Here is a 21,512-nt window from a genome sequence, read left to right on the forward strand (position 1 = left end):
GCCCGACGGTGTCACCCGACGCCACGAGCAGGGATAGATGAGGAGGCACGCGACAGTGAGCGCGACCGCTGGCCAGGCCGACGGGGTACGCAGCCTGGCGGACCGGTTCGGTATCGAGCCGGGCATGGTCGTCATGGAGATGGGCTACGACGACGACGTCGACACCGATCTCCGGGACGCCCTGACCGACCGCTGTGGGGAACTCGTCGACGAGGACACCGACGAGGTGGTCGACGCGGTTCTGGTCTGGCACCGCGACGGCGACGGTGACCTCTTCGAGCTCCTCGTGGACGCCCTCGGGCCGCTCGCCGACAACGGCGTGGTCTGGCTCCTGACCCCGAAGGCCGGCCGCGACGGCCACGTCGAGCCGAGCGAGGTCGCGGAGAGCGCGCAGACCGCCGGCCTCCAGCAGACCTCCACCATCAACGCCGGCCGCGACTGGAGCGGAGCCCGCCTGGTCATGCGGCGCGGCTCCAAGAGCAAGAAGTAGGAGCGCACATGCCCGTCGAGGTTGGCGCCGAAGCGCCCGACTTCCTGCTCAAGGACCAGAACAACCAGGAGGTACGGCTCGCCGACTTCCGTGGCCGCAAGACCGTGCTGCTCGTCTTCTACCCGCTCGCGTTCACCGGCGTCTGCCAGGGCGAGCTGTCCGAGGTGCGGGACAACCTCGACGAGTACGCCAACGACGACGTCCAGGTGCTGACCGTCAGCGTCGACTCCGTGTACGCCCACAAGATCTGGGCCGAGCAGGAGGGCTTCCAGTTCCCGCTGCTCGCCGACTTCTGGCCGCACGGCGCGGTCGCCCAGGCGTACGGCGTCTTCAACGACGTCGCGGGCATCGCCAACCGGGGCACCTTCGTCATCGACAAGGCCGGCGTGGTCCGCTTCGCGGAGATGAACATGCCCGGCGAGGCGCGCGATCAGCAGGGCTGGCGCAAGGCGCTGGCCGAGGCCGCCGCTGCCTGAGTCCCACACCCAGGTACGTCGTTCGACCGGGCCGGAGGCGGGCAGGTAAGCTGGCCGCTCCGGCCCGCCGTACGGGCGTTCCGGGCGCGTAGCTCAGTGGGAGAGCACTCGCCTTACAAGCGAGGGGTCGCAGGTTCGAAACCTGCCGCGCCCACCTTTCACATCAGCGGGAACCGTCCCGAGAAGATCACTCCTCGGGGCGGTGACTCGACGGGCTCCACGTGTTAGATCCGTTGCCATTGATGCCGGGACCAGGGCGGCTGGGGTCCGGGAGAATGAGCCTGTGGCCTCTGACCAGGAAGCGCTTCCGCGCCTGCGGGAATGCCCTACCGGGCCGGCGCTGCATTCCGCTGCCAGGCCACACCTCGCAGGACCGCTACCTCCCCCGAGCGGTTGCCGCAGACGTAACCCTCGCCTGCACTGCTCCTCGGAGGTGAGACGTGGCTACCGTGGACCCGGGTTTGCGGCCAGAGATGGTGCAACGAGAAGGCCGGGAAGCTTTCGAGCGGCTTCGCACGTACTCCATAATCGCTGTTCAGGCGGGTGTGGCCGCTGGATTGTCCTGGTTCATCGCCAGCGACGTGCTGCACAATCCACAGGCGTTGTTCGCCCCCGCCGCCTCGATCGGCACGGTCGCAGCAGCCCTCGGCAATCGGATCAGGCGAGCGGCGGAACTCATCGCCGGGGTGATCCTCGGGGTGGCGGCCGGGCAGTTGATCATCTTCGCCATCGGGACGGGGCCGATACAGATCGCCGTGATCGTGGCATTCGCGATCTCGTCGGTAGCCGTGATTCGCGGGGGCGGCGCCGTGATGGTGCACGCAGGAAGCACCGCGGTGCTGCTGGGGACGCTGACTGCGCAGCAATCCCACCTGGCTGTGGCGCGGACGGTCAACGCGTTGATCGGGGGCGCGACGGCCATCGCCGTGGCGTTGCTGATCCTGCCGGCCAACCCTGTGCGCGTCGTGCACCGCTCTGCCGGTCCGTCGCTGGATGTTTTCGCCCGTGCTCTCACGGCTGTCGCCGAGGCGTTGGATCGGCGTGAGGTTCAACAGGCCGACGACGCCTTGCAGCGCCTGATCGCGGTAGAGCAGGAAAGAGACAAGACGATCGAGATGGTCGCCGCGGCGGGGGAGATCGCGCTTCTCTCACCCTGGCGGTGGCGACGATTGGGCATCCTGCGCCGGTATCAGCGCGCCTCCGAGCACCTCCAATCCGCCTACTCCAACAGCCGCGAATTGGCGCACTGGGTCGTATCGGCGGTACGGCTGCGTGAACCCGTACCCGCCGGCCTCTCAGCGTCGATCGAGCACCTCGGCCAAGCGGTGCGGCTGCTGCATCGCGATTTCGTCGCCGGCCGAGAGCCCGACCTTGCACGCGCGCGGGCGCAACAGGCCATCGAGGAGGTCAACCAGGCCTGCGCCGAAGAGATCGGATTCTGCGAGATGGTCCTCATTTCCCGGCTGCGCCTTGCCATCAGCGACGTGCTTCAAGCGTCCGGACTGCCAAAGGCAGAGGCAAATCAGCAGGCGGGGTTGGCCGCCGACTCGAGCTGATTCAACAACAGGTGTTCTTGCCGCGTTGCGGAAGCCGCAGCCGCGACTAGCGGCGGACGACACGGGAGAGCAAGCGACAGCTCGCAGCTCCGAACCGGCCGCACCCGCCGCTCACGCCAGCCAAACCGCCGGTGCGGTGACGGCACGAGTAGCCCGTTGACGACCTGCAATGAGGTCAGGCGCTCCAGCCACCGACGCCACCGCTGCCGGTGTTGCCGCCGTCCGTCCGGTTCCGATGGTCGTCGAGCCTGCGGCGGGCCTCGGCGGATGCCTGGAGGTCACGCACTTGGCCGCCGTCGACTGGTGTCTTCCGGCTATGGCGCCACAGTGCGACCGCAGCGACGGCCGCCGCGATGATGATCAGAACGATGAGCCAGCGCACTTCGACCTCCCTGGGTGAGATGCCTGCCCCCACTGTGAGGCAGCCGGTCAAGGCTGGTTCCAGGGCGCCTCGACAACGAATGAGCCGCCGGAGATCAGGCTCGGAGCCGTACCCTCCGGGGCTGTGGAACTGGACGATGCATCGTGGGGCAGGGCACTGGTCCTCGTTCGGGAACTGCGCGACCCCGCCATTCCTGACGTCGAGGGGTTCGGGGCGACCGACCTGCGCCCTGTTGACCTTCATGCGAGGATCTGAGGTGTGATTCTCCACCGAAGGGGCAGTGCCTCGTAGGCAGCCGCAGCCCCGATCACTTCGCCGCCGCGTGCGCATCACGCGAAGCCCGTGGGCCCGTTATCGGGATGTTCCTGGACTCTCCGGTCCCGCGAACGCTGCCATCCGTCTGGTGGAAGGGCGGCGGTGGCTCCCGGGCACGGTGGCCGCCGCCATCAGGATCTGGGGCGCGCATGCGTACGGCAGCCGGCATCGGTGGAAGCCGTGGGAAGCGGAGTTCGCCTGTTCCTGCTGTGGCGAAGCCTGGGCACGACTGCGCTTGGAAGAGGCAATCGTCTCGCTGCCAAGCCATGCCGGGCGAGAGCTTCAGGTAGTTGTCGACCGCCTGGACGACGCATTGTTGAGGCGTACCCATCACGATCCTCAAACGCCCGGTCACGACCCCTGGTGGCTGCGCCGCTGTTGATCAAGCGGAAACGCTCTTACTACGTCGTTTTCGTCGGGTGGAACCGCCGGTAGATGGCAGGTAAGAACAGCAGAATCAGGACGACGATCGCTGCTCCCACGAGTAACGGTGGCCCCAGCGAGTCAGCGAGGCGGATCCCGCTCGGTGCCGAGGTGTGCTGAGGCGCGTTCGGGTTGTCAGGGCTTCCGGCGAACGAGCCCCGATTTGCGATGAACGCCTGGCCGCAGCAGAGGGCCATTGGAATGGTCAGGATGCAGGTCATCGTATGTGCCCACGCTCTGCCTCGCACGAGACCCACCAGCGACAGGAGCAGGCCGGCCATAGCGAGACCGGACAGGACCACCGTCAGCCGGCCGACGACCTCGGCCCCCAGGTCGGCAAGCCCGTTCCGGTTCGCTGCCTCCTCCGGCGACACGTGGTACACGACGTCCCAGTGCGTGAGGTCATAGAGGACTGTTACGGCGTTGAGCGTCAACCCGAGCACCAGTAGGCCGACCGCGACGGCCGGTGCGAACAGCGGCCATCGAGACGTCGACCCTCGCCGGCGGTTGGCCCTCTTGATGATCACTCGGCGGACCATACACAAGCTGATCTGGCGTCAGGGGCACATCGCTCTTGGGGTGACAGCAACGCCGATAGCAAGAGGCCCGGCGAGCGGCGGATGGCTGGAGATCAGGCTTGGAGCCGTACCCTTCGGGCTGCGGATCCTGCGCTGCCCGGACGTCATCACCCTGATGTTCTTCAACCAGCCCGAGTTGACGGACGAGGAGGTGATAGATGGTCGTGCAGGAACGACCGCGCCGCCTCCTTCATGGCCGCCACCGCCTCCTCCGTCTGATCCGGCGCTGCGCCGCAATCGGCGTACAGGTACAGAAAGCGGTAGCCCACCTCGCGCAGCTCCTCAGAGGGAAAGTAGGCCGACTGCCAGTAGATCTCGTGCGCCAGGTCCTCGGGATCGCCCTCTCCGGCGATGATGCTCGCCGCTGCCGCACGCATGAGGTGCAGCCGGGCGCCGCTCTCGTCCGGGACCGGCGAGCCGAGTTCCTCCATCGCCTGCCGGAACAGGTCGACGGCTTCCCGGGACTGGCCCTTCGACAGACCGGCGAGCTCACGCAGGCTCGGCGAGTCGACACCACGGGCCAGAGCGTGCGCGGCCGCCATCGCCAGGTCGTCGCCGACCGGCTCGTCCATCGCCAGCCGGACGGCAAGGTCACGCAGTCGCTCCATCCCCGAGAGGCTAGGCGGTACGCGGGCCGGTATCCGCCCATGGGGACGCGATTGCGCGACGGGTCAGCGAATGCCCGCGTCGTGGAGCCGCCGGGTGGCACCCGGATCGATGGTGGTCCGCACGAGCGAACCGGGCGCGTCTGAGGATCCGGTACTGAACGCGGTCACCACCAGCACGACGACCAGCACCGGCATCAACAGCGTCCGGACCAGCATGGCCCAGCACGCCTTGAGGCCGATCCGGCCGCCGTCCCGGGCTCGTACGAGTTGGGTGCCGGTGAGCAGCGCGCCGAGCGCCCGGCCGTTGCCGTAGCAGAGGCCGTAGAGCAGCGGCACCACCACGAGCAACGAGAGGCTCGCCCCGGCGGCGAGGTTGTCGGACAGGGTGACCGCGCGGTCCACCAGAGACAGGGCGACGACGCCCGCCCCGACACCGAACAGGAACACCGTGAAGTCGACGAGCCAGGCCATGATCTGTGCCCCGGTGCCGGCCCGGACGTACAGGCCGCCGTTGCCGAACGTCGCGATCCGCTTCGCCTTCCGGGGGCCGAGTACGTGCTCCGCGTGCGCCTGGGCGGCTTCCAGTCGGGTCAGTGGCCGGCCCGTGGCGCGGACTGTCACAGCGCTCTCCTGTTGTGTCGTGGGCACCGGGCGTTCCGCTGGATCCGGACGCCGTGCCGTCTCGTACCCCAAGTGCAGAGTAGTCGGCGCCAGAACAAGGCCACGGCGCTATGTCGCTGAGGTGTTGTACCGGTCCAGCGTCGCCTTGGAGGTCGAGGCGTCGCGGAAGACGAGCTCCCACGGGCCGGTGTTCACATCCATGTCTTTGCCGAACCCGACCCACTTACCGGCCATCCGTCGCCCCGTCGGCTCGGCCAGAAGCTGGATCGCCCCGTGATAGCGGGCACCTCGGTAGTAGCCGGCCGGGTCGGTCTGCTCCACCCAGGTGCCGGTGACAACGGCCCCGTCCACGGTCAGGTCCAGCGACAGAGATGAGGACGCCGACCCGGGCAGGCTGCGCGCGGTCAGCCTGTCGCCGTGCTGGAGCAGGACGACGAAGTGCTGTCCGGCGAAGGACTCCTCCCGTCCGCTGGAGTAGTACTGGTAGCGGCTGAGCCACACGCCCTCGTACGACCTGTGCGCCGTGCTGGGCTTGGCAGCCGGCGTCGGCGTGGCCAGGTTCGATACGGGTGAGGTCAGGTCGTGGCCACCCTGTTGGTCGTCGGCCACGTGCCCACCGGGCACCGCGGCGAAGCCGAGCAGTGAGATCGGCAGGCCGGTGACGACCTCCAGCGCGCGGGCGTAGACGGGGCGCGGCGCGGCGATCGCACCGGACTCCCATCGCTGGACGAGTCGCTTGTTGGCGTCGTTGGGCTCGCCGACGCGGTGGCCCGCGGCCTGGAGCGCGCGGGCGAAGTCGTCCTGGCTCATGCGCATCCCGGTACGGACGCCGCGGAGAACCGTGTTGGGGGCGGTCATGCTCGCCACGATAATGCTATGTCGCCTCAATGTCGCCACCTATGTGGCCGGATTGTCGGTCCTTGTGTCGTCGCGATCGGTGACGCCGGGGCGTCACTGTAGACAGGCGGCGGACGAGGGTGTCGCCGCGTTCCCTGGCGGAGGTGGAGATGCCGAGCACTGGCGACCGACCATCGACCGCACTGGCCCGGTACGAGATCGCGTTGCTCCTGCGGCGGCTCGTCGGTCGGTACCTTCCGTCGTCGGCGGTGTCCGGCATCGGTGAGCGCATCCAGGCGGTGGAGCAGGAGATCGCCCGAGGGCGATTGCTGGACCAGGCGCTGGGCGGGCAATGGTCCCCGGCAGACGATGCCTCGCGGGAGCGCCGCGTCTCGTACGACGCTTACCTGTCCGCCGCCGCGTTGACGTTCGCCCGGCGGCATCGGCCGGTGTGGTGCTGGCGGCGGTGGAGACGGGTTTGCCGGTGCGGAGCCGAGCTGCCCTGTCATTCGCGGCATCGGATTCCGATCAATCGCGGTCACTGGCCACAGGCGAGCGACGAGTGATCGCCGGGCCGGAGGAGACGATCCTCGCGGTACACGTGCGGGGACTCGACGGCATGTGTGCCGGGTGCCGGGCGTGGTGGTCGCTGCTCACGCCGTACCCGTGCTGGCAGGCGGAATGGGCGACCAGTCGGCAGGCGCGGGCGATCACCGCACGGTTCTTGGAGGGTGTGCGGTGACCACCCACGGCCCGGTCATGCCGGTCTGGAGTTGCGGCGGCTGCGACCTGCCGTGGCCGTGCCCCACTCGCAGGCGGGAGCTGCGGGCGGAGTACGCCGGCGCGCCGGTGTCGCTGGCTCTGTATCTCGGCGCCTACCTCGTCCAAGCCTCCGAGGACATGCCCTGGGCACCTGCCGGCGCGCTGCACCGCCGCTTCGTCGGGTGGACCCGGGAGGCCGGTCCGCAGGGGCGGTGACTACTCAGAGTCGCCGCTCCCGCAGCCGACGCCGGAACCGCATCCATTCGGCCGGCACGACGAGGCAGCCCGCCACCGCAGGTGGCACGGTCACCAGGAAGTCCGGCCACCGCCAGATCGGCGCGTCCGCTTCCCGCAGGTGGGTGGGGTGTCGGGGGTCGTACCGGACCGCTATCACGTCGCCCGCGGCCGGCCGGTGCACCGGGTTCTCCAGGATCGCCGTCGCGCCCACCGGCCCCGACAGGTAGACGACGTTCAGGGACTTGCCGCGCCCTTCGTAGTTGGCGCGCACCACCTGCGCGTCGCCGATCCGGCCCCTGGTCTCCAACGCGCGGTTCTCCCACACCTGCCAGCCGACGAAGGTCAGGAACAGCGCGGTGAACAGGGAGGTGACGAGCAGCCAGAGACCGGCTGTCAGCACGGTCGCGCCCTCGCCCCGTAGCAGGCCGAGGACGACCTCCTCGTAGCGCGAGGGGCGGCCGTCGGGGCCGGCGCCCGCTCCGTCGACAGCCATCCCGCCGCTCCTTCGCCGACTGCCCCGGACATCCACGGTAGCCAGCGAGTCCAGCCCGGTGAGGAATAGGTGACGAGAAGTCGATATGACTGAGAGGCATATTCATGACTCTCAGTCATATCGCTCGGGAGTGTCAGTCTTCCGGCCGGGCATCACCCTCCGTGACGGAACGACCTGGCACCGCCGGGGCGGTGAGCGGCAGCGTGGGCCACGCCGCGAGGTCGTGGAGCATCTGCCGGTCGTGGGTGGCGACGACCACCGCCGCCCGGGCCGTCAGCAGGGCAGCGGTGAGGTCGTCGACCAGCGGCGCCGACAGGTGGTTGGTGGGTTCGTCGAGGATCAGCAGGTCGGGACGTTCGGCCAGGCGCAGCGCCAGGTTCAGCCGCCGTTGCTGTCCGTGCGACATCCGGCCGACGGGGGTACGCCGGGCCTCGGCGTCGAGCAGGTTCGTCGCGCTCAGCGGCAGGGCCGTGCCGGAGCCGACGCGCCCGGCGGAGCGGAGCCGGCCCACGTGCTGCTCGTACAGGTCGTGCGCGAGCAGCGCCGGTGGCCAGTCGGGCACCTCCTGACCGAGGTACGCGACGCGCGCGCCGGACAGGCGTCCGTCCTGCCAGGCGGCGTCGTCACCGGCGCAGGCGGGCGGAGGCCTCGGCGTCGAGCAGGTCGTTCACCGCCAGCGCCGAGTTGATCAGGGCGAGGTGGCTGAACGCCTGCGGATAGTTGCCGATCTGCTCACCGGTGGCGGCGATCTCCTCGGCGTAGAGGCCGAGGTGGTTGCTGAAGGTGAACATCTTCTCCAGGGTGAGCCGGGCGTCGTCCAGCCGGCCGGAGCGGGCCAGCGCCTCCACGTACCAGAACGTGCACATGTTGAACGTGCCCTCGTGGCCGGGGAGCCCGTCGGGGGAGTGGACCGGGTCGTACCGGTGGACCAGGCTGTCCGAGACCAGGTCCCGCTCGATCGACTCGAGGGTGGACAGCCACAGCGGGTCGGTGGGCGTGACGAAGCCGACCGCCGGCATGTAGAGGAGGGCGGCGTCGAGCACGTTCTCGTCGTACGCCTGCACGAAGCTGCCGCGTTCCCGGTGGAAACCGCGGGCCATGACCTGGTTGTAGATCCGGTTGCGTTGTTCGGTCCAGCAGCTCATGTCCCCGGGGCGGCCGGTACGGGTGGCCAGCCGGATGGCGCGGTCCAGCGCCACCCACGACATCACCCGGCCGAACGTGTAGTTGCGGGGGTGGTGGCGGCTCTCCCAGATGCCGGCGTCGCGCTGGTCCCAGTTGTGGCAGAGCCAGTCGATCAGCCGCACGGTGCTCTTCCACACCTGGTGCGACACCCGGATGCCCTGCTCGTCGGCGAGGTGCATGGCGTAGAGCGCCTCGCCGTGGATGTCGAGCTGGATCTGGTCGGCGGCGCCGTTGCCGATCCGCACCGGACGGGAGCCGCGGTAGCCCTCCAGATGGTCGAGCACCTCCTCGTGCAGGTCCGAGGACCCGTCCACCCGGTACATGATCTTCAGTGGGTCCTGGTGGTCGCCGGCCTCGCGGATGCGTTCGTCCAGCCAGTCCATGTACCGGCTGACCTCCTCGGTGAACCCGAGGCCGAGCAGCGCGTGCACGGAGAACGAGGTGTCGCGTACCCAGGTGTAGCGGTAGTCCCAGTTGCGGGAGCCGCCGACCAGCTCGGGCAGCGCGGCGGTCGGCGCGGCGATCATCGCGCCGGTCGGCGCGTACGTCATGAGCTTGAGCGTGATGGCCGAGCGCTCGACCATCTCCCGCCAGCGCCCGGTGTAGCGGGAGCGCTCGACCCAGCGCCGCCAGTAGTCCCGGGTCCACTCGAACATGCCCTGGACCTCTTCCGGCGGGATGATCCTGGGCTCGTCGCTGCCGGTCTCCAGGACCACCCCGCCGGTGTCGCCCTCCTGCAACGTGCCGTAGGCGATCAGGTCGCCGTCCTCCATGCGGATCTCGCCGGTCTTGGCCCAGAGCTGCCGCACCGGATCGATCGGGTTGAAGGCGAGCGTCGCCGACCGGCTCCGGAACAGGTAGCCGTTGCGGTGCCGCTCCAGCTCGTGGCTCTCCCGGGCGAAGTCGAAGCGTGGCCGGCACTCGACCCGGAAGCGCATGGTGCCCCGCACCATGTTGACCATGCGGACGATGCGGTGCGAGTCGGTGACCCGCTCGCCGGTGACGGGCATGAAGTCCATCACCTCGGCGACGCCGTCCGCGCTGATGAACCGGGTGATCAGGATCGGTGTGCCGGGCAGGTAGAGCTGCTTCGTGACGTACCGGACGTCGTGCGGGGCGATCTGGAAGAAGCCGCCCTTGTCCTTGTCCAGCAACGCGCAGAAGACGCTGGGCGAGTCGAAGCGCGGCGCGCAGAACCAGTCGATCGTCCCGTCACAGGTCACCAGCGCCGCGGTCTGGAGGTCGCCGATGAGCCCGTGATCCTCGATCGCTGGATAGCTCTTCACGTCGCCCCCCAGGTTCCGACTGCCCTCTCCGACTCAACCTAGGGGAAGAATTGTCAGGTTAGAGGGGATTCGTGGTCACCCACCCTCGCGCGTCACGCCGCGCCTCGACCGCCCGGCGGGTCTCCTCGTTCACCAGTTCCGCGTTGATCATCGCCGCGGTCCGGGCACCAGCCGCGGCAGCGGCCCCGACCTGCGCCGACAGGTCGGTCACGTTGCCCGCGACCCACACCCCGGGCACCTCGGTACGCCCCGACTCGTCGGCCGGCAGGTACTCGCCCATCCCGCTGGGGTGCGGTTGCGGGCGCAGGCCCAGTCCGGCCAGGAACCCGGTGCGCGCGACCATCCGGGGCGCGACGGTCAGCACCTCCCGGTCGACGGTGCGGCCGTCGCGCAGGCGTACCCCGGTCACCCGGTCCCCGGCCGTCTCGACGGCCGCGACCTCGCCCTCGACCACCGGCACGCCGCGGGCGGCGAGCTGCTCGGCCTGCTCGTCGGTCAGCGGCGGCGCGGTGTGCCGCAGGTAGACCACGTCGTCGCTCCACTGCCGGAACAGCAGCGTCTGGTGCACCGACATCGGGCCGCTGCCGATCACCCCGATCGGCCGGTCCCGCACCTCCCAGCCGTGGCAGTACGGGCAGTGCACCAGGTCCCGGCCCCAGCGCTCGCGCAGGCCCGGCACCTCGGGCAGCTCGTCGACCAGGCCGGTGGCGACGAGCACATGACCGGCGCGTACCCGCCGGCCGTCGGCGAGCGTCACCTCGAAGCCGTCGCCGTCGCGGCGTACCGCCTCGACCCGGCCCTCGGCCAGGTGCCCGCCGTAGCCGCGGACCTCGTCCCGGCCGCGCGCCAGCAGTTCGGCCGGCGGTACGCCGTCGTGGCCCAGCAGCGCGTGCACGCCGTCGGCGGGCGCGTTGCGCGGTTCGCCGCCGTCCACCACGAGCACCGACCGGCGTGCCCGGGCCAGCATCAGCGCGCCGCTCAGCCCGGCCGCGCCGCCGCCGATCACCAGTACCTCGTAGTCCTCACGTAGCTCGGTCATCGTGACCACCTCCGCGACCAGACTGCGGCGGGGAAGCGCAGAACCGCAAACTCTCTTGCTGATGTGGCAAACTGGGGGCATGGACGTCGACCTCGACCAGGCCCTCGACGCGGTCGGTCCCCGGCTGCGCGCGCTGCGGCGTGAGCGGGAGACCACGCTCACCGATCTCTCCGCCGCCACCGGCATCTCGGTGAGCACGCTGTCCCGGCTGGAGTCCGGCGGCCGCAAGCCCACCCTCGAACTGCTGCTCCCGCTCGCCCGCGCGCACGGCGTGACGCTGGACGAGCTGGTCGGCGCGCCGCCCACCGGCGACCCGCGCGTCCACCTGCGGCCGGTCGCCGCGTTCGGGATGACCATGCTGCCGCTCACCCGCCGCGCCGGCGGCATCCAGGCGTACAAGCTGATCATCCCGGCCGGCGGCCGGTCCGAGCCCGAGCCGAAGACCCACGAGGGGTACGAGTGGGTCTACGTGCTCAACGGGCGGCTGCGGCTCGTGCTCGGCGAGCACGACCTGGTGATGGTCCCCGGTGAGGCGGCCGAGTTCGACACCCGCGTACCGCACTGGTTCGGGCGTGCCGACAGCGAGGGGGTGGAGTTCCTCAGCCTCTTCGGCAGCCAGGGCGAACGCGCCCACCTGCGGGCCCGCCCCCGCGCGTCGAGCTGAGCGGCGACCGCAAACACGCCCGCGGCGGCATCGGCGGCGCGACGATCGGCGGGTGAGCTATGCGGACGTCGGCGGACTGCGGATCTGGTACGAGGAGCACGGGGCCGGCAAACCGCTGGTCCTGCTGCACGGCGAGTACGGCTCGACGGAGACGTTCGCGCCGATCCGCCCGGCGCTGGCCACGCGCCGGCGGCTGATCGCCGTCGACCTGCAGGGCCACGGCCGCACCGCCGACGTGGACCGGCCGCTGCGGTACGAGTCGATGGCCGACGACGTCGCCGGGCTGCTGCGGCACCTCGGCCTGCCCCGGGCCGACGTGCTCGGCTACTCCCTCGGCGGCGGGGTGGCCCTGCGTACCGCGATCCAGCACCCCGACCTGGTCCGGCGCCTGGTGCTGGTCTCCACGCCGTTCCGGCGGCGCGGCTGGTACCCGGAGACGCTCGCCGCGATGTCCGCCCACGACGAGCGCGTCGCACAACGGATGCGCGGCACCCCGCTCCACGAGCGGTACGCGCGGGTGGCGCCCCGCCCGCAGGACTGGCAGGCGCTCTGGGCCCGCGGCGGCGAGCTGCTGCGGCGGGACTACGACTGGTCCGCCGAGGTGGCCGCGCTGCCGATGCCGGTGCTGCTGGTCTTCGCCGACGCGGACGAGATCCCGGTGAGCCACGCGGCGGAGTTCTTCGGCCTGCTCGGCGGCGGCCACCGGGACGCGGGCGGCGACGGAACCGGCCGCCCCGCGTCCCGGCTGGCGGTGCTGCCCGGGCTGACCCACTACGACGTGCTGACCTCGCCCGCGCTGCCGGCGGCGGTGCTGCCGTTCCTCACCCATCCGGCGCGCGCCCCGGGCTGACTCAGCCCACCAGCGCCGGGGTGTCCGCGCCCGCCGTCGTGCGCGGGCGCAGCAGCGCGTACGCGAGCCCGACGGCGACCACGAGCAGCCCGGCGCCGATCGCGAACGCCAGATGGAACCCGCTGGTCAGCGCGGCGGCCCGGTCGTCGCCGAGCGCGACCCGGTCCGCGGTACGGGCGGCGGCCAGCGTGGACAGCACCGCTACGCCGAACGCCATGCCGAGCTGCTGGGTGGTGTTGAACAGCCCGGAGGCGAGACCGGCGTCGTCGGGGCGGGCGGCGGACATGCCGAGCGCGGTCAGCGCCGGCAGCACCAGCCCGAACCCGCCGGCGAGCAACATCACCGGGAGCACGTCGGGCAGGTAGCGGCCGTCCACCGGTACGCGGGCCAGCAGCACGAACATGGCCACCAGCAGGACGAGCCCGGCCAGCAGCACCGCCCGCTCGCCGAACCGGGCGTTGAGCCGGGCCGAGACGCCCAGCGACACCGCGCCGATGACGACTGCCGCCGGGAGCAGGGCCAGCCCGGTGCCTGTGGCGTCGTAGCCGAGCACCTGCTGGAGGTAGAGCGTGACGAGCACCTGGAACGCGAACGTCGACGCCACGGTGAGGATCTGGACCACGTTCGCCACCACCACGCCGCGCGAGCGCAGGATCCGCAGCGGCATGAGCGGGCGGCGTGCGGTCGCCTGCCGGACGACGAACCCGGCGACCAGCGCGACGGCGAGCGCGCCGAGGCCGAGCGTGCGCGCCGACGTCGCCCCGTACCGCTCGATCGTGACCACCGTGTAGATGCCGAGCACCAGTCCGGCGGTGACCAGCAGCGCGCCCGCCACGTCGGCCCCGGCGGCCAGGCCCAGGCCCCGGTCGGCGGGCAGCGTACGGACCGCGAGCGCGATCGTGGCCAGGCCGATCGGCAGGTTGATCAGGAAGATCCAGTGCCAGCCCAGCGCGTCGGTGAGCAGGCCGCCGGCGACCTGGCCGATGGCCGCCCCGGCCGCGCCGGTGAAGGCGAACACGGCGATCGCCCGGCCCCGCTCGGCGGCGTCGGGAAAGAGCGTGACCAGGATGCCGAGGCTCACCGCGACCGCCGCCGCGCTGCCGACACCCTGGAGGAAACGGGCCGCGACGAGCGTGGCGCTGTTCGCCGCGAGCCCGGCCAGCACCGAGGCGGCGGTGAACAGCGCGGTGCCGCCGAGGAACATCGCCCGCCGTCCGACCAGGTCGCCCAGGCGGCCGGCGAGCAGGAGCAGGCTGCCGAACGCGATCAGGTACGCGTTCACCACCCAGCTCAGGCCGGCCGGGGAGAAGCGCAGGTCGCGCTGGATGGCCGGCATCGCCACGGTGACGATGCTGCCGTCGAGGATGGTCATCAGGGCGCTGGTGGCGAGTACGCCGAGCGCGACCTGACGCGAGCGGGGAGCGGACATGGAGTCCTCCTGTCGAGAGGTGCGACAGGAAAGACCGTAACGGATAGTCCCGTTGCAGACAATCTATTGAGGGACTATTGGCGGGCTCGGCGGGCCGGCTTCGGGCTCTGCACCGGCGTGGCCAAATGGCCGGCGGCCAGGCGCTCCAGCGCGCGCAGGAAGACCGCCCGCTCGTCCTCCGGCAGGCTCGCCAGCGCCTCGGCGTGCACCCGGTCGACGATCTCCTGGCTGCGCGCGGCCATCCGGGCGCCCTCCTCGGTGACCGCGATGATCCGGGCCCGCCGGTCGGTACGCGACGGACGCCGCTCGGCCAGCCCGGCCTGCTCCAGAGCGTCCACCGTCACCACCATCGTCGTCTTGTCCATGTCGCCCATCTCGGCGAGCTGGATCTGCGTACGCTCCTCGGGCAGCGCGTGCGCGAGCACGCAGTGCATCCGCGCGGTCAGCCCGATCTCGGCCAGGGCCGCCGCCACCCGGGTGCGCAGCACATGACTGGTGTGGTCGAGCAGGTACGACAGGTCCGGGGTGCTCATCCGCCCAGCGTACCGATGGGTTCGTGGCGGATGATCCGGCGCGGACCCGGTCGGACCGCGGATACGATCTTGTGAGATGTCGTCGGCAGGAGAGGTTCGGTGCGGTGAGCGACGTGCACGGCAGGCAAGTGATGGTGGGTTACGACGGGTCTCCGGCCGCGAGCGCCGCCATCGAGGCGGGCGCGTTGCTGTTCCCCGGCGCGCACGCGTGGATCGGGCATCTGTGGACGCCTCCGTTCGCCAGCGAGGAACTGCGCAAGCGGCTCTGGACCGGCAAGCGCAACATCAACGCGTTCGTGGAGGCGATCGAGCGCGAGGGCGGCCGGGAAGCCGACCGGCTCACCTCCGTCGGCGTGATGCTGGCCCGCGCGGCCGGCTGGGACGCCGAGCCGCTCGTGTGCCGCAGCTACGGCGGTGAGGGGCTCCGGCTCGCCGAGCTGGCCGACGAGAAGCAGACCGACGTGCTGCTGCTCGGCTCGCGCGGTCTGGGCGGCGCCCGGGCCGTGCTCGGCAGCGTCTCGGACATGGCCGTGCACTACAGCCCGCGGCCCGTCCTGGTGGTGCCGCACCCGCTGCTCACCGACGAGCACGACGCGCTCGCCGCCGGCCCGGTGGTGGTCGGCTGGGACGCCTCCGCCGGCGCCGAGGCGGCGCTCGACTCCACCCGGCGCCTCTTCCCCGAGCGGGACGTCGTCGTGGTCGCCGTCGACGGCGACGAGGGCGAGACGCCCACCCCGGATACGGCCGGCGGATCGGTCACCGTCGTGCGGGTGAGCGCCGGACGCGGCGCCCCGGGGCGCGCGGTGGCCGACGCGCTCTCCGCAGTCGCCACCGAGCACAAGGCGAGCGCGGTGGTGGTCGGCTCGCGCGGACGGACGGCGATGCGCAAGATCCTGCTCGGCAGCGTGGCCATGGCCACCCTGCACCGCGCGCACCGGCCGGTGATGGTGGTGCCGCAGAGCCCGGTCCGCGAAGCGGAGTAACCCGGCGGCGCACGGGTGCCTCCCCGGCCGAGGGAGGCACCCGCTTCGTCACCGCTGCCCGCGGCGCGCCGGTCGGGCCCGCGATGGTTGAGGCAGCCGTCCCCGGAGGCGGGCGCTGGCACCCGTCGATGCGCGGCAACTATTCTCGGGTCACAAGCCAGTCGCCGTCTGACGGAGTGGTCGATGCGGAAGGGCCTGGTCGCGGACCGGCATGCGCAGGGGGACGGCCGCAGAGCCAACCTCGGCGCGCTGCTCCGGCGCGTCCACCTGACCGGCCCGGTCACCCGCGTCGAGCTGGCCGAGTGGATGGGCGTCAACCGCAGCACGGTCATGGCGCTCACCGCGGAACTGGCGTCGGCCGGTCTGGTCCGGGAGGTGGCGGCCGGCGGCAGCGGACGGGCGGGCCGACCCTCGCTTGTGGTCCGCCCGGCCTCGGACGCCTTCTACGTTCTCGCCTTCGACATCGCCGTGGACCGGCTCGTGGCCGCCCGCGTCGGGCTCGGCGGCGTGGTGTCGGCCCGTCTGGAGGCGGAACGCCCACGGGCCGGGGCCGACCTCGACTCGGTGGTCTCGGTGCTCGCCGACTTCGGGCGGGCGCTGCACCACGCCGCGCCGCCCGGATCGGTGTGCGTGGGCGTCGGCGCGTCGTACTGCGGGATGATCCGGCCCGGCGACGGCATGGTCCGCTTCGGACCGGACATGGGGTGGGTCGACCAGGCGTTCGGCGCCGAGCTGGCCGGGCGGCTGGACCTGGGCCTGCCGGTCCTGGTTGGCAACGAGGCGCACCTGGGCGCGCTGGCGGAGCACCAGCGGGGCGCCGGAGTCGGCGTGCAGAACGTCGTCTACCTGCACGGTGACGTGGGCGTCGGCGGCGGGATCATCGTCGGCGGTGAGCTGCTCGACGGCGACGGCGGGTACGCCTCCGAGGTCGGGCACATGCTCGTGAACCCGTACCAGGGGAGGCCCTGCGGCTGCGGCTCGCGCGGGTGCCTGGAGGCCGAGGTCGGTGAGCGGGCGCTGCTCGACGCCGCCGGCCGCCCGGCGGGGGAGAAGGGGCGCGAGGCGGTACGGGCCGTGGTGGCAGCCGCCGCGCGGGGCGAGCCGGCGGCCCGGGACGCGCTGCGGCACATCGGTGACTGGCTGGGCATCGGCGTGGCGAACGTGATCAATCTGTTCAATCCCGGCGTGGTGATCTTCGGGGGCACGCTCAGCGAGGTCTTTCCGGTCTGCGCCGCTCACGTCCGCAGCCGGATCGCCGCCAACGTGCTGCCCATCTCCCGCGACAAGGCCCGCCTGCGCGTGTCCGCGCTCGGCTACGACGCCACCTTGATCGGCGCCGCCGAACGGGGCTTCACCCCGTTGTTCGCCGACCCACTCGGCACCCTCACCCGCGCCTCGGCGCTTCGCTGATCTTGGAGTTGTGGCGCCTGGGATGTTGCTTTGGTGAGCCTTGTGAGGCGCCACAACTCCAAGATCGACGGCGGCACTCCGCGCGGGGCGGGTCAGGGGGTCAGGCGGTGGGTCAGCCAAGGGAGGAGAGCCTCGCCCTGTTGGCGCTGGAACGCTCGTACCGTGGGGATGCCGGGTGGGGGTGGCTGGCGGGCGCCGTCCAGGAAGAAGCCGGTGAGGCCGGCCAGCACACCCGTCAGGTCGGCCGGGTCGACATTCGCGGTCAGCGGCCGGGCGGCGAGCAGCGCGTCCGGGTCGTGTCCGCCGTACACCTGGACGTTGACGACGGTGAACAGGGTGTCCAGCCAGGCCGGCCCGCGACAGGCCCACGGCCAGTCGACCACGGTGACCGATCCGTCCGGGCCGAGCAGCAGGTTGTCCGCGCGGACGTCGACGTGGCAGAGCGTGTCGCCGGCGAGCGCGGCCAGGCCCCGGTCGGCGGCGGCGCACAGCTCGGGCAGGTGGGACCGGGCCCACGGGTCGAGGTCGGCCGGCGGGTCGGCGGCGAGGCGCCGCCAGCCGCCGAAGTCGTACGCGAGGTGTTCGGCGGCGGTGGTGGTTCCGGCGGCGGCGGGCGCCGGGGTGAGCGTCGCCGCCATCGCCTCCAGCGTGGACAGCACGGCGGCCAGCTCACCGGTACGCCACGGCGTGGCCGGGTGCCGGCCCTCGACGTCGGTGAAGACGAGCGCGATCCAGTGGCCGTCGTCGTAGCTGCCGAGCAGCCGGGGCGCGGGCGCGTCCGGGGGCAGGGCGGCGGCGATCCGGGCCTCGGCGCGGTGCAGGTGGGGACTGCGGTCGTTCTGCGCCGGGCTGACCGCCTTGACGAAGGCCCGGCCACCACCTGCGGCACGGACGCGGTCGGCGGTGCCGGGGGAGAAGCCGCCCAGCTGCGAGTGCGCCGCCACCACCCGGTCGCCGAGGACGCCCTCGACGCCGTCGCGTACGTGCCCGGGCAGTTCGTGCCAGTGCAGCCGAGTCTTCGTCACCGTCCCACGGTGCGTGCCGCCCGCCGTCCGGGCAACCGGTTAATCGTTGCGCGTGTAGTGCAGGACGACCACGCCGGCGTCGAACGGGCGCGCCGAGGTGAGCGTGAGCCGGCGCGGATCGAAGCCGCTGTCGACGAGCTTGATGCCGCTGCCGACGACCACCGGGTTGAGCTTGACCACCAGCTCGTCGATCTCGTCGAGGAGCTGACCGGCGAGCTGCCCGCCGCCGCAGAGCCAGATGTCGCGCCCGGGTTGCGTCTTCAGCTCGCGGACGAAGGCCACCGGGTCACCGGCGACGACGTTCACGTCCGGGTAGTCGGCAGGGGGCAGGGAGCGGCTGAACACGTACTGCTCCAGGTGGGCGTACGGGCTTGTCACGCCGATCTTCAGGCCGGGCTCGTAGCTGCCCCGGCCCATCAGCACTGTGTCGAAGCGGCCGGCGGGCGGGGAGTCGATGCCGAGCTGGGCGTGGGCGAACGTGGGCAGCGTCTGGGGCCACTCGGCCACCAGGTGGGGCGCCAGGTCGGGCGTCAGCGGGAGGAAGTCGAACGACCCGTCGGGCGCGGCGATGAAGCCGTCGAGGGTGCTGGCGACGAAATACACGAGCTTGCGCAAACCGGCTCCGATGTCCGAGGTGATCCACGACGGCTGTCGTGGTTCAGTGGCGAATCTACAACACCTGTCGTGGTTGTTGCTAGTGTGTTCGCGTGGCCAGGAACCCGGAACGCCGTACCCTGCTCGCCGACGCCGGTCTGCGGGTGCTCGCCGACGCCGGCGCGCGCGGGCTGACCCACCGGGCGGTCGACGCCGAGGCGGGCGTGCCCACCGGCACCACCTCGAACTACTTCCCGTCCCGCGCGGCGCTGCTGGCCGGCCTGGCCGAACGGATCTTCGACCGGATCGCGCCCGACCCGGCCGTGCTGGCCGACCTCGGCCGCCGTGCGCCGTCGCTCGCGCTGATGACCGACTACCTGCGCGACATCGTCGCGCGCACCACCCGCGAGCCGGGCCTCACCCGCGCGCTGTTCGAACTGCGGCTGGAGGCCGCCCGCCGCCCCGAGTTGCGGTCCGCGCTCGGCGGCGTGCTGCGCCGGGGGTACGCCGACGACGTCGCCCACCACCTCGCCGCCGGACTACCGGGCGGGGCGTACGAGGTGGCGCTGCTGCACTACGCCGTCGACGGGCTCCTGCTCGACCTGCTCACCACCTCGATCGACGCCGGGTTCGACACCGATCAGGTGGTCTCCGCCCTCGTCTCCCGTCTGGTCGGCGACGCCACCCGTTGAGTCTCCTCGCCGTGCGTTAACCCGGGGCGGCCAGCGGGAACGCTGGCGCGGACACCCCTGGGAAGGAGCAACGGATGAGGGAACGCACCGGACTGACCATCGGCGTGCTCGGCTCCTACGGCGGTCGCAACCTCGGCGACGAGGCGATCCTCACGGGTCTCCTGGACGATCTGCGCCGACACGAGCCGAACGCCCGGATCATCGTCTTCTCCCGCAACCCCGCGCACACCGCGCTCGCCCACCCCGAGGTCGAGGCGGTGCCGTGGGAGGGCGTCAGCCGCGTCGACTCGTCCCCGGTGCTCAACCAGCTCGACCTGCTCATCCTCGGCGGCGGCGGGATCCTCTACGACAAGGAGGCCCGGCGCTACCTGCGGGTGGTCCGGGTCGCCCAGGAACGCGGGCTGCCGCTGCTCACGTACGCGGTGGGTGTCGGCCCGCTCAGCGATACGCTCGACAGCGGCATGGTGCGCGAGACGCTCGCGCAGGCGGTCGAGGTGACCGTCCGGGACCAGGAGTCGCGGATGGTGCTGGAGGAGGCCGGTCTGATCAATCCCATCACCGTCACCGCCGACCCGGCGTTCCTGCTGGAACCGGAGGAGTTCCCCGAGCAGTGGCTGCGTGAGGAGGGCGTGCCGGCCAACTCCCGGCTGGTCGGGCTGAGCGTGCGCGAGCCGGGCCGGGCGGCCGAACGGCTCGACGTGGACGGCTACCACCGCCTGCTCGCCCAGATCGGTGACTTCCTGGTGCACCGGATCGACGCGCACGTGCTGTTCGTGCCGATGGAACGCGACGACATCCGGCACTCGCACGGCGTGCTGTCGCACATGACCGCCGCCGACCGGGGCCGGATCCTGCACGGCGACTACCGTCCGGCGCAGATCCTCGGGTTGATGCGCCACTTCGACCTCGCGGTCGGCATGCGCCTGCACTTCCTGATCTTCGCGGCCATGATGGGCACGCCGTTCCTGCCGCTGCCGTACGCCGGAAAGGTCTTCGACCTGGCCCAGCGGCTCGGCGTGCCGGCGCTGCGCGGCGTGGAACGGGAGGTCGAGGGCCCGCTGCTGGCCGAGGTGGACCGGCTGTGGGACGAGCGGGCGGCCCGGGCCGACGAGACCGCGCGCCGGGTGGCGGAGGTCTGCGAGCAGGCGCGCGGCACCTCGCAGGTGACCCGCAGCGTGCTGGACAGCATCCGGGCCCGGTCACTGACCCCGGCGGTGTGAGCCGGGTCGTCAGACCGCCGGGCCACGCCAGGCGTAGACCCACTCCCGGCCCGGCTGGGCGTCCGACTCCAGCTCGTAGATCTGCGCCTCCGCGAGCCCGTTGGACCCGAGGTGGTGATGGGTCAGCGGGGGACGGCCGTTGCTGTCCAGCTCGACGGTGACGGTCTCGCCGTCGGCCGCGCCGCCCACCAGGGGGATCTGCACCGTGGAAGCCATGCGCCCATCCTGCCCCGGCCGGCCCGCCCGCGCAGGGGATCACGCGGGGCAGCGAACCGGGCACCGTGCGTACTAGGGTCCGGGGATGGCGCACCCGACGATCGATCCGACTCTCGGTCCGGTCCTCGCCCGTACGGGCGGCGAACGGGCGATCCTCGACGCGTTCCTCGACTTCCACCGGAGCACCGTGCTGCGCAAGGTGCGCGGCCTGACCGACGCCGACGCCAGCCGGCGTCTGGTGCCCTCGCTGACCACCCTGGCCGGGCTGCTCAAGCACCTGACGGTGGTCGAGGGGAACTGGTTCCGCCGCCTGTTCGCCCCCGAGCCGGGCGACGTCTACCTCACCTCCCAGGCCGACGCCGACGCCAGCTTCGCGCTGCGCCCCGGCAACACGGTCGAGACGCTCGCCGCCGCGTACGAGGCGGCCTGCGACGAATCCCGGCGGGTCGCCGCGCGGTTCGACCTCGATCACGTGGTGCCGCACCCGCAACTCGGCGAGGTGTCGCTGCGCTGGGTGCTGGTGCACCTGATCGAGGAGACCGCCCGGCACGCCGGGCACGCCGACATCCTGCGCGAGCTGACCGACGGCGAGACCGGCGCGATCTGAC

The 21,512-nt window shown here is 71.7% G+C and carries 27 protein-coding genes and 1 tRNA gene; 14 read left to right on the forward strand and 14 right to left on the reverse strand.

Translation table 11 applies throughout. The annotated features are described in order from the left end of the window. Nucleotides 1–55: 55 nt before the first annotated feature. The 4 genes from A4R25_RS24675 to A4R25_RS24690 all read left to right on the forward strand — a co-directional run bounded on the left by A4R25_RS24675 (nt 56) and on the right by A4R25_RS24690 (nt 2,522). Nucleotides 56–490 carry a DUF3052 domain-containing protein gene (locus tag A4R25_RS24675; RefSeq protein ID WP_013287823.1) on the forward strand — a complete coding sequence of 145 codons (435 nt, stop codon included), beginning with the start codon at nt 56–58 and terminating at the stop codon, nt 488–490. Between the two features lie 8 nt (nt 491–498). After that, a complete protein-coding gene (locus A4R25_RS24680; protein ID WP_043329219.1) occupies nt 499–966 on the forward strand; it encodes a peroxiredoxin in 468 nt (155 codons plus the stop codon). Nucleotides 967–1,048: 82 nt separating this feature from the next. Continuing rightward, nucleotides 1,049–1,120, forward strand: a tRNA-Val gene (locus A4R25_RS24685). 286 nt (nt 1,121–1,406) lie between these two features. Next, nucleotides 1,407–2,522 (forward strand): aromatic acid exporter family protein, encoded by a 1,116-nt coding sequence (locus A4R25_RS24690; protein WP_223201351.1) that lies wholly within the window; start codon nt 1,407–1,409, stop codon nt 2,520–2,522. Nucleotides 2,523–2,697: 175 nt separating this feature from the next. On the opposite strand, the gene A4R25_RS31260 is transcribed toward A4R25_RS24690, so the two are convergent. Beyond that, complete coding sequence (locus tag A4R25_RS31260) at nt 2,698–2,904, reverse strand: hypothetical protein (protein ID WP_043329221.1); 207 nt, start codon at nt 2,902–2,904, stop codon at nt 2,698–2,700. Between the two features lie 123 nt (nt 2,905–3,027). Here A4R25_RS31260 and A4R25_RS32035 point away from each other — a divergent pair, with 123 nt between their 5' ends. Next, a complete protein-coding gene (locus A4R25_RS32035; RefSeq protein ID WP_255358637.1) occupies nt 3,028–3,159 on the forward strand; it encodes a hypothetical protein in 132 nt (43 codons plus the stop codon). A gap of 461 nt (nt 3,160–3,620) precedes the next feature. Here A4R25_RS32035 and A4R25_RS24695 read toward each other — a convergent pair whose 3' ends face one another. The 4 genes from A4R25_RS24695 to A4R25_RS24710 all read right to left on the reverse strand — a co-directional run bounded on the left by A4R25_RS24695 (nt 3,621) and on the right by A4R25_RS24710 (nt 6,316). After that, nucleotides 3,621–4,169, reverse strand: a complete 549-nt coding sequence (locus A4R25_RS24695) for a hypothetical protein (protein ID WP_147265135.1) — start codon at nt 4,167–4,169, stop codon at nt 3,621–3,623. A 173-nt stretch (nt 4,170–4,342) separates the two neighbouring features. Continuing rightward, entirely contained in the window at nt 4,343–4,828 is a 486-nt protein-coding gene (locus A4R25_RS24700) for a hypothetical protein (RefSeq protein WP_064448239.1), read from the reverse strand. A gap of 63 nt (nt 4,829–4,891) precedes the next feature. Further along, entirely contained in the window at nt 4,892–5,449 is a 558-nt protein-coding gene (locus tag A4R25_RS24705) for an RDD family protein (protein ID WP_064448240.1), read from the reverse strand. A gap of 108 nt (nt 5,450–5,557) precedes the next feature. After that, nucleotides 5,558–6,316 (reverse strand): DNA-binding transcriptional regulator, encoded by a 759-nt coding sequence (locus tag A4R25_RS24710; protein ID WP_064448317.1) that lies wholly within the window; start codon nt 6,314–6,316, stop codon nt 5,558–5,560. A 322-nt stretch (nt 6,317–6,638) separates the two neighbouring features. Here A4R25_RS24710 and A4R25_RS31915 point away from each other — a divergent pair, with 322 nt between their 5' ends. Continuing rightward, complete coding sequence (locus tag A4R25_RS31915) at nt 6,639–7,028, forward strand: hypothetical protein (protein ID WP_082931129.1); 390 nt, start codon at nt 6,639–6,641, stop codon at nt 7,026–7,028. Further along, on the forward strand, nt 7,025–7,264 hold the full coding sequence (locus tag A4R25_RS24725) for a hypothetical protein (protein ID WP_064448242.1): 240 nt from the start codon (nt 7,025–7,027) through the stop codon (nt 7,262–7,264). Before A4R25_RS31915 ends, A4R25_RS24725 begins: the two co-directional genes overlap by 4 nt. 4 nt (nt 7,265–7,268) lie before the next feature. Here the strand turns inward: A4R25_RS24725 and A4R25_RS24730 are convergent, their stop codons facing one another. From A4R25_RS24730 to A4R25_RS24745, 4 genes are all read right to left on the reverse strand, one after another. Further along, on the reverse strand, nt 7,269–7,778 hold the full coding sequence (locus tag A4R25_RS24730) for a hypothetical protein (protein WP_064448243.1): 510 nt from the start codon (nt 7,776–7,778) through the stop codon (nt 7,269–7,271). Between the two features lie 133 nt (nt 7,779–7,911). Further along, a complete protein-coding gene (locus A4R25_RS24735; protein ID WP_373888017.1) occupies nt 7,912–8,376 on the reverse strand; it encodes an ATP-binding cassette domain-containing protein in 465 nt (154 codons plus the stop codon). Nucleotides 8,377–8,401: 25 nt separating this feature from the next. Further along, nucleotides 8,402–10,249: a glycoside hydrolase family 15 protein gene (locus A4R25_RS24740; protein ID WP_064448245.1), complete on the reverse strand. Its 1,848-nt coding sequence runs from the start codon at nt 10,247–10,249 to the stop codon at nt 8,402–8,404. Nucleotides 10,250–10,307: 58 nt separating this feature from the next. Next, entirely contained in the window at nt 10,308–11,288 is a 981-nt protein-coding gene (locus A4R25_RS24745) for an NAD(P)/FAD-dependent oxidoreductase (protein WP_064448319.1), read from the reverse strand. Between the two features lie 79 nt (nt 11,289–11,367). Here A4R25_RS24745 and A4R25_RS24750 point away from each other — a divergent pair, with 79 nt between their 5' ends. Together A4R25_RS24750 and A4R25_RS24755 are read left to right on the forward strand one after the other, a co-directional pair. Then, nucleotides 11,368–11,952, forward strand: a complete 585-nt coding sequence (locus tag A4R25_RS24750; RefSeq protein WP_064448246.1) for a helix-turn-helix domain-containing protein — start codon at nt 11,368–11,370, stop codon at nt 11,950–11,952. Nucleotides 11,953–12,004: 52 nt separating this feature from the next. Beyond that, the gene (locus A4R25_RS24755; RefSeq protein ID WP_064448247.1) at nt 12,005–12,802 is read left to right on the forward strand and encodes an alpha/beta fold hydrolase; all 798 of its coding nucleotides are present in this window, start codon (nt 12,005–12,007) and stop codon (nt 12,800–12,802) included. 1 nt (nt 12,803) lies between these two features. On the opposite strand, the gene A4R25_RS24760 is transcribed toward A4R25_RS24755, so the two are convergent. Together A4R25_RS24760 and A4R25_RS24765 are read right to left on the reverse strand one after the other, a co-directional pair. Further along, entirely contained in the window at nt 12,804–14,231 is a 1,428-nt protein-coding gene (locus A4R25_RS24760; protein ID WP_064448248.1) for an MFS transporter, read from the reverse strand. A gap of 74 nt (nt 14,232–14,305) precedes the next feature. Further along, complete coding sequence (locus A4R25_RS24765) at nt 14,306–14,764, reverse strand: MarR family winged helix-turn-helix transcriptional regulator (protein ID WP_064448249.1); 459 nt, start codon at nt 14,762–14,764, stop codon at nt 14,306–14,308. Nucleotides 14,765–14,895: 131 nt separating this feature from the next. Between A4R25_RS24765 and A4R25_RS24770 the strand changes: the two genes are divergently transcribed. Beyond that, entirely contained in the window at nt 14,896–15,747 is an 852-nt protein-coding gene (locus A4R25_RS24770) for a universal stress protein (protein ID WP_064448250.1), read from the forward strand. A gap of 183 nt (nt 15,748–15,930) precedes the next feature. Beyond that, nucleotides 15,931–17,157, forward strand: a complete 1,227-nt coding sequence (locus tag A4R25_RS24775) for an ROK family transcriptional regulator (protein WP_064448251.1) — start codon at nt 15,931–15,933, stop codon at nt 17,155–17,157. Nucleotides 17,158–17,249: 92 nt separating this feature from the next. On the opposite strand, the gene A4R25_RS24780 is transcribed toward A4R25_RS24775, so the two are convergent. Together A4R25_RS24780 and A4R25_RS24785 are read right to left on the reverse strand one after the other, a co-directional pair. Then, on the reverse strand, nt 17,250–18,182 hold the full coding sequence (locus A4R25_RS24780) for a phosphotransferase family protein (protein ID WP_064448252.1): 933 nt from the start codon (nt 18,180–18,182) through the stop codon (nt 17,250–17,252). A 39-nt stretch (nt 18,183–18,221) separates the two neighbouring features. Further along, nucleotides 18,222–18,797, reverse strand: coding sequence for a dihydrofolate reductase family protein (locus A4R25_RS24785; RefSeq protein WP_064448253.1), 576 nt, complete (start codon nt 18,795–18,797; stop codon nt 18,222–18,224). A 92-nt stretch (nt 18,798–18,889) separates the two neighbouring features. Here A4R25_RS24785 and A4R25_RS24790 point away from each other — a divergent pair, with 92 nt between their 5' ends. Further along, the gene (locus A4R25_RS24790) at nt 18,890–19,468 is read left to right on the forward strand and encodes a TetR/AcrR family transcriptional regulator (RefSeq protein WP_064448254.1); all 579 of its coding nucleotides are present in this window, start codon (nt 18,890–18,892) and stop codon (nt 19,466–19,468) included. A 74-nt stretch (nt 19,469–19,542) separates the two neighbouring features. After that, on the forward strand, nt 19,543–20,688 hold the full coding sequence (locus A4R25_RS24795; RefSeq protein WP_064448255.1) for a polysaccharide pyruvyl transferase family protein: 1,146 nt from the start codon (nt 19,543–19,545) through the stop codon (nt 20,686–20,688). A gap of 9 nt (nt 20,689–20,697) precedes the next feature. Here A4R25_RS24795 and A4R25_RS24800 read toward each other — a convergent pair whose 3' ends face one another. Then, nucleotides 20,698–20,904, reverse strand: a complete 207-nt coding sequence (locus tag A4R25_RS24800) for a hypothetical protein (protein WP_064448256.1) — start codon at nt 20,902–20,904, stop codon at nt 20,698–20,700. A gap of 85 nt (nt 20,905–20,989) precedes the next feature. Here A4R25_RS24800 and A4R25_RS24805 point away from each other — a divergent pair, with 85 nt between their 5' ends. Beyond that, complete coding sequence (locus A4R25_RS24805; RefSeq protein ID WP_064448257.1) at nt 20,990–21,511, forward strand: DinB family protein; 522 nt, start codon at nt 20,990–20,992, stop codon at nt 21,509–21,511. Nucleotide 21,512: the final 1 nt, after the last annotated feature.

This window comes from Micromonospora sp. NBRC 110037 (assembly GCF_001652995.1).
Lineage (GTDB): Bacteria > Actinomycetota > Actinomycetes > Mycobacteriales > Micromonosporaceae > Micromonospora > Micromonospora chalcea.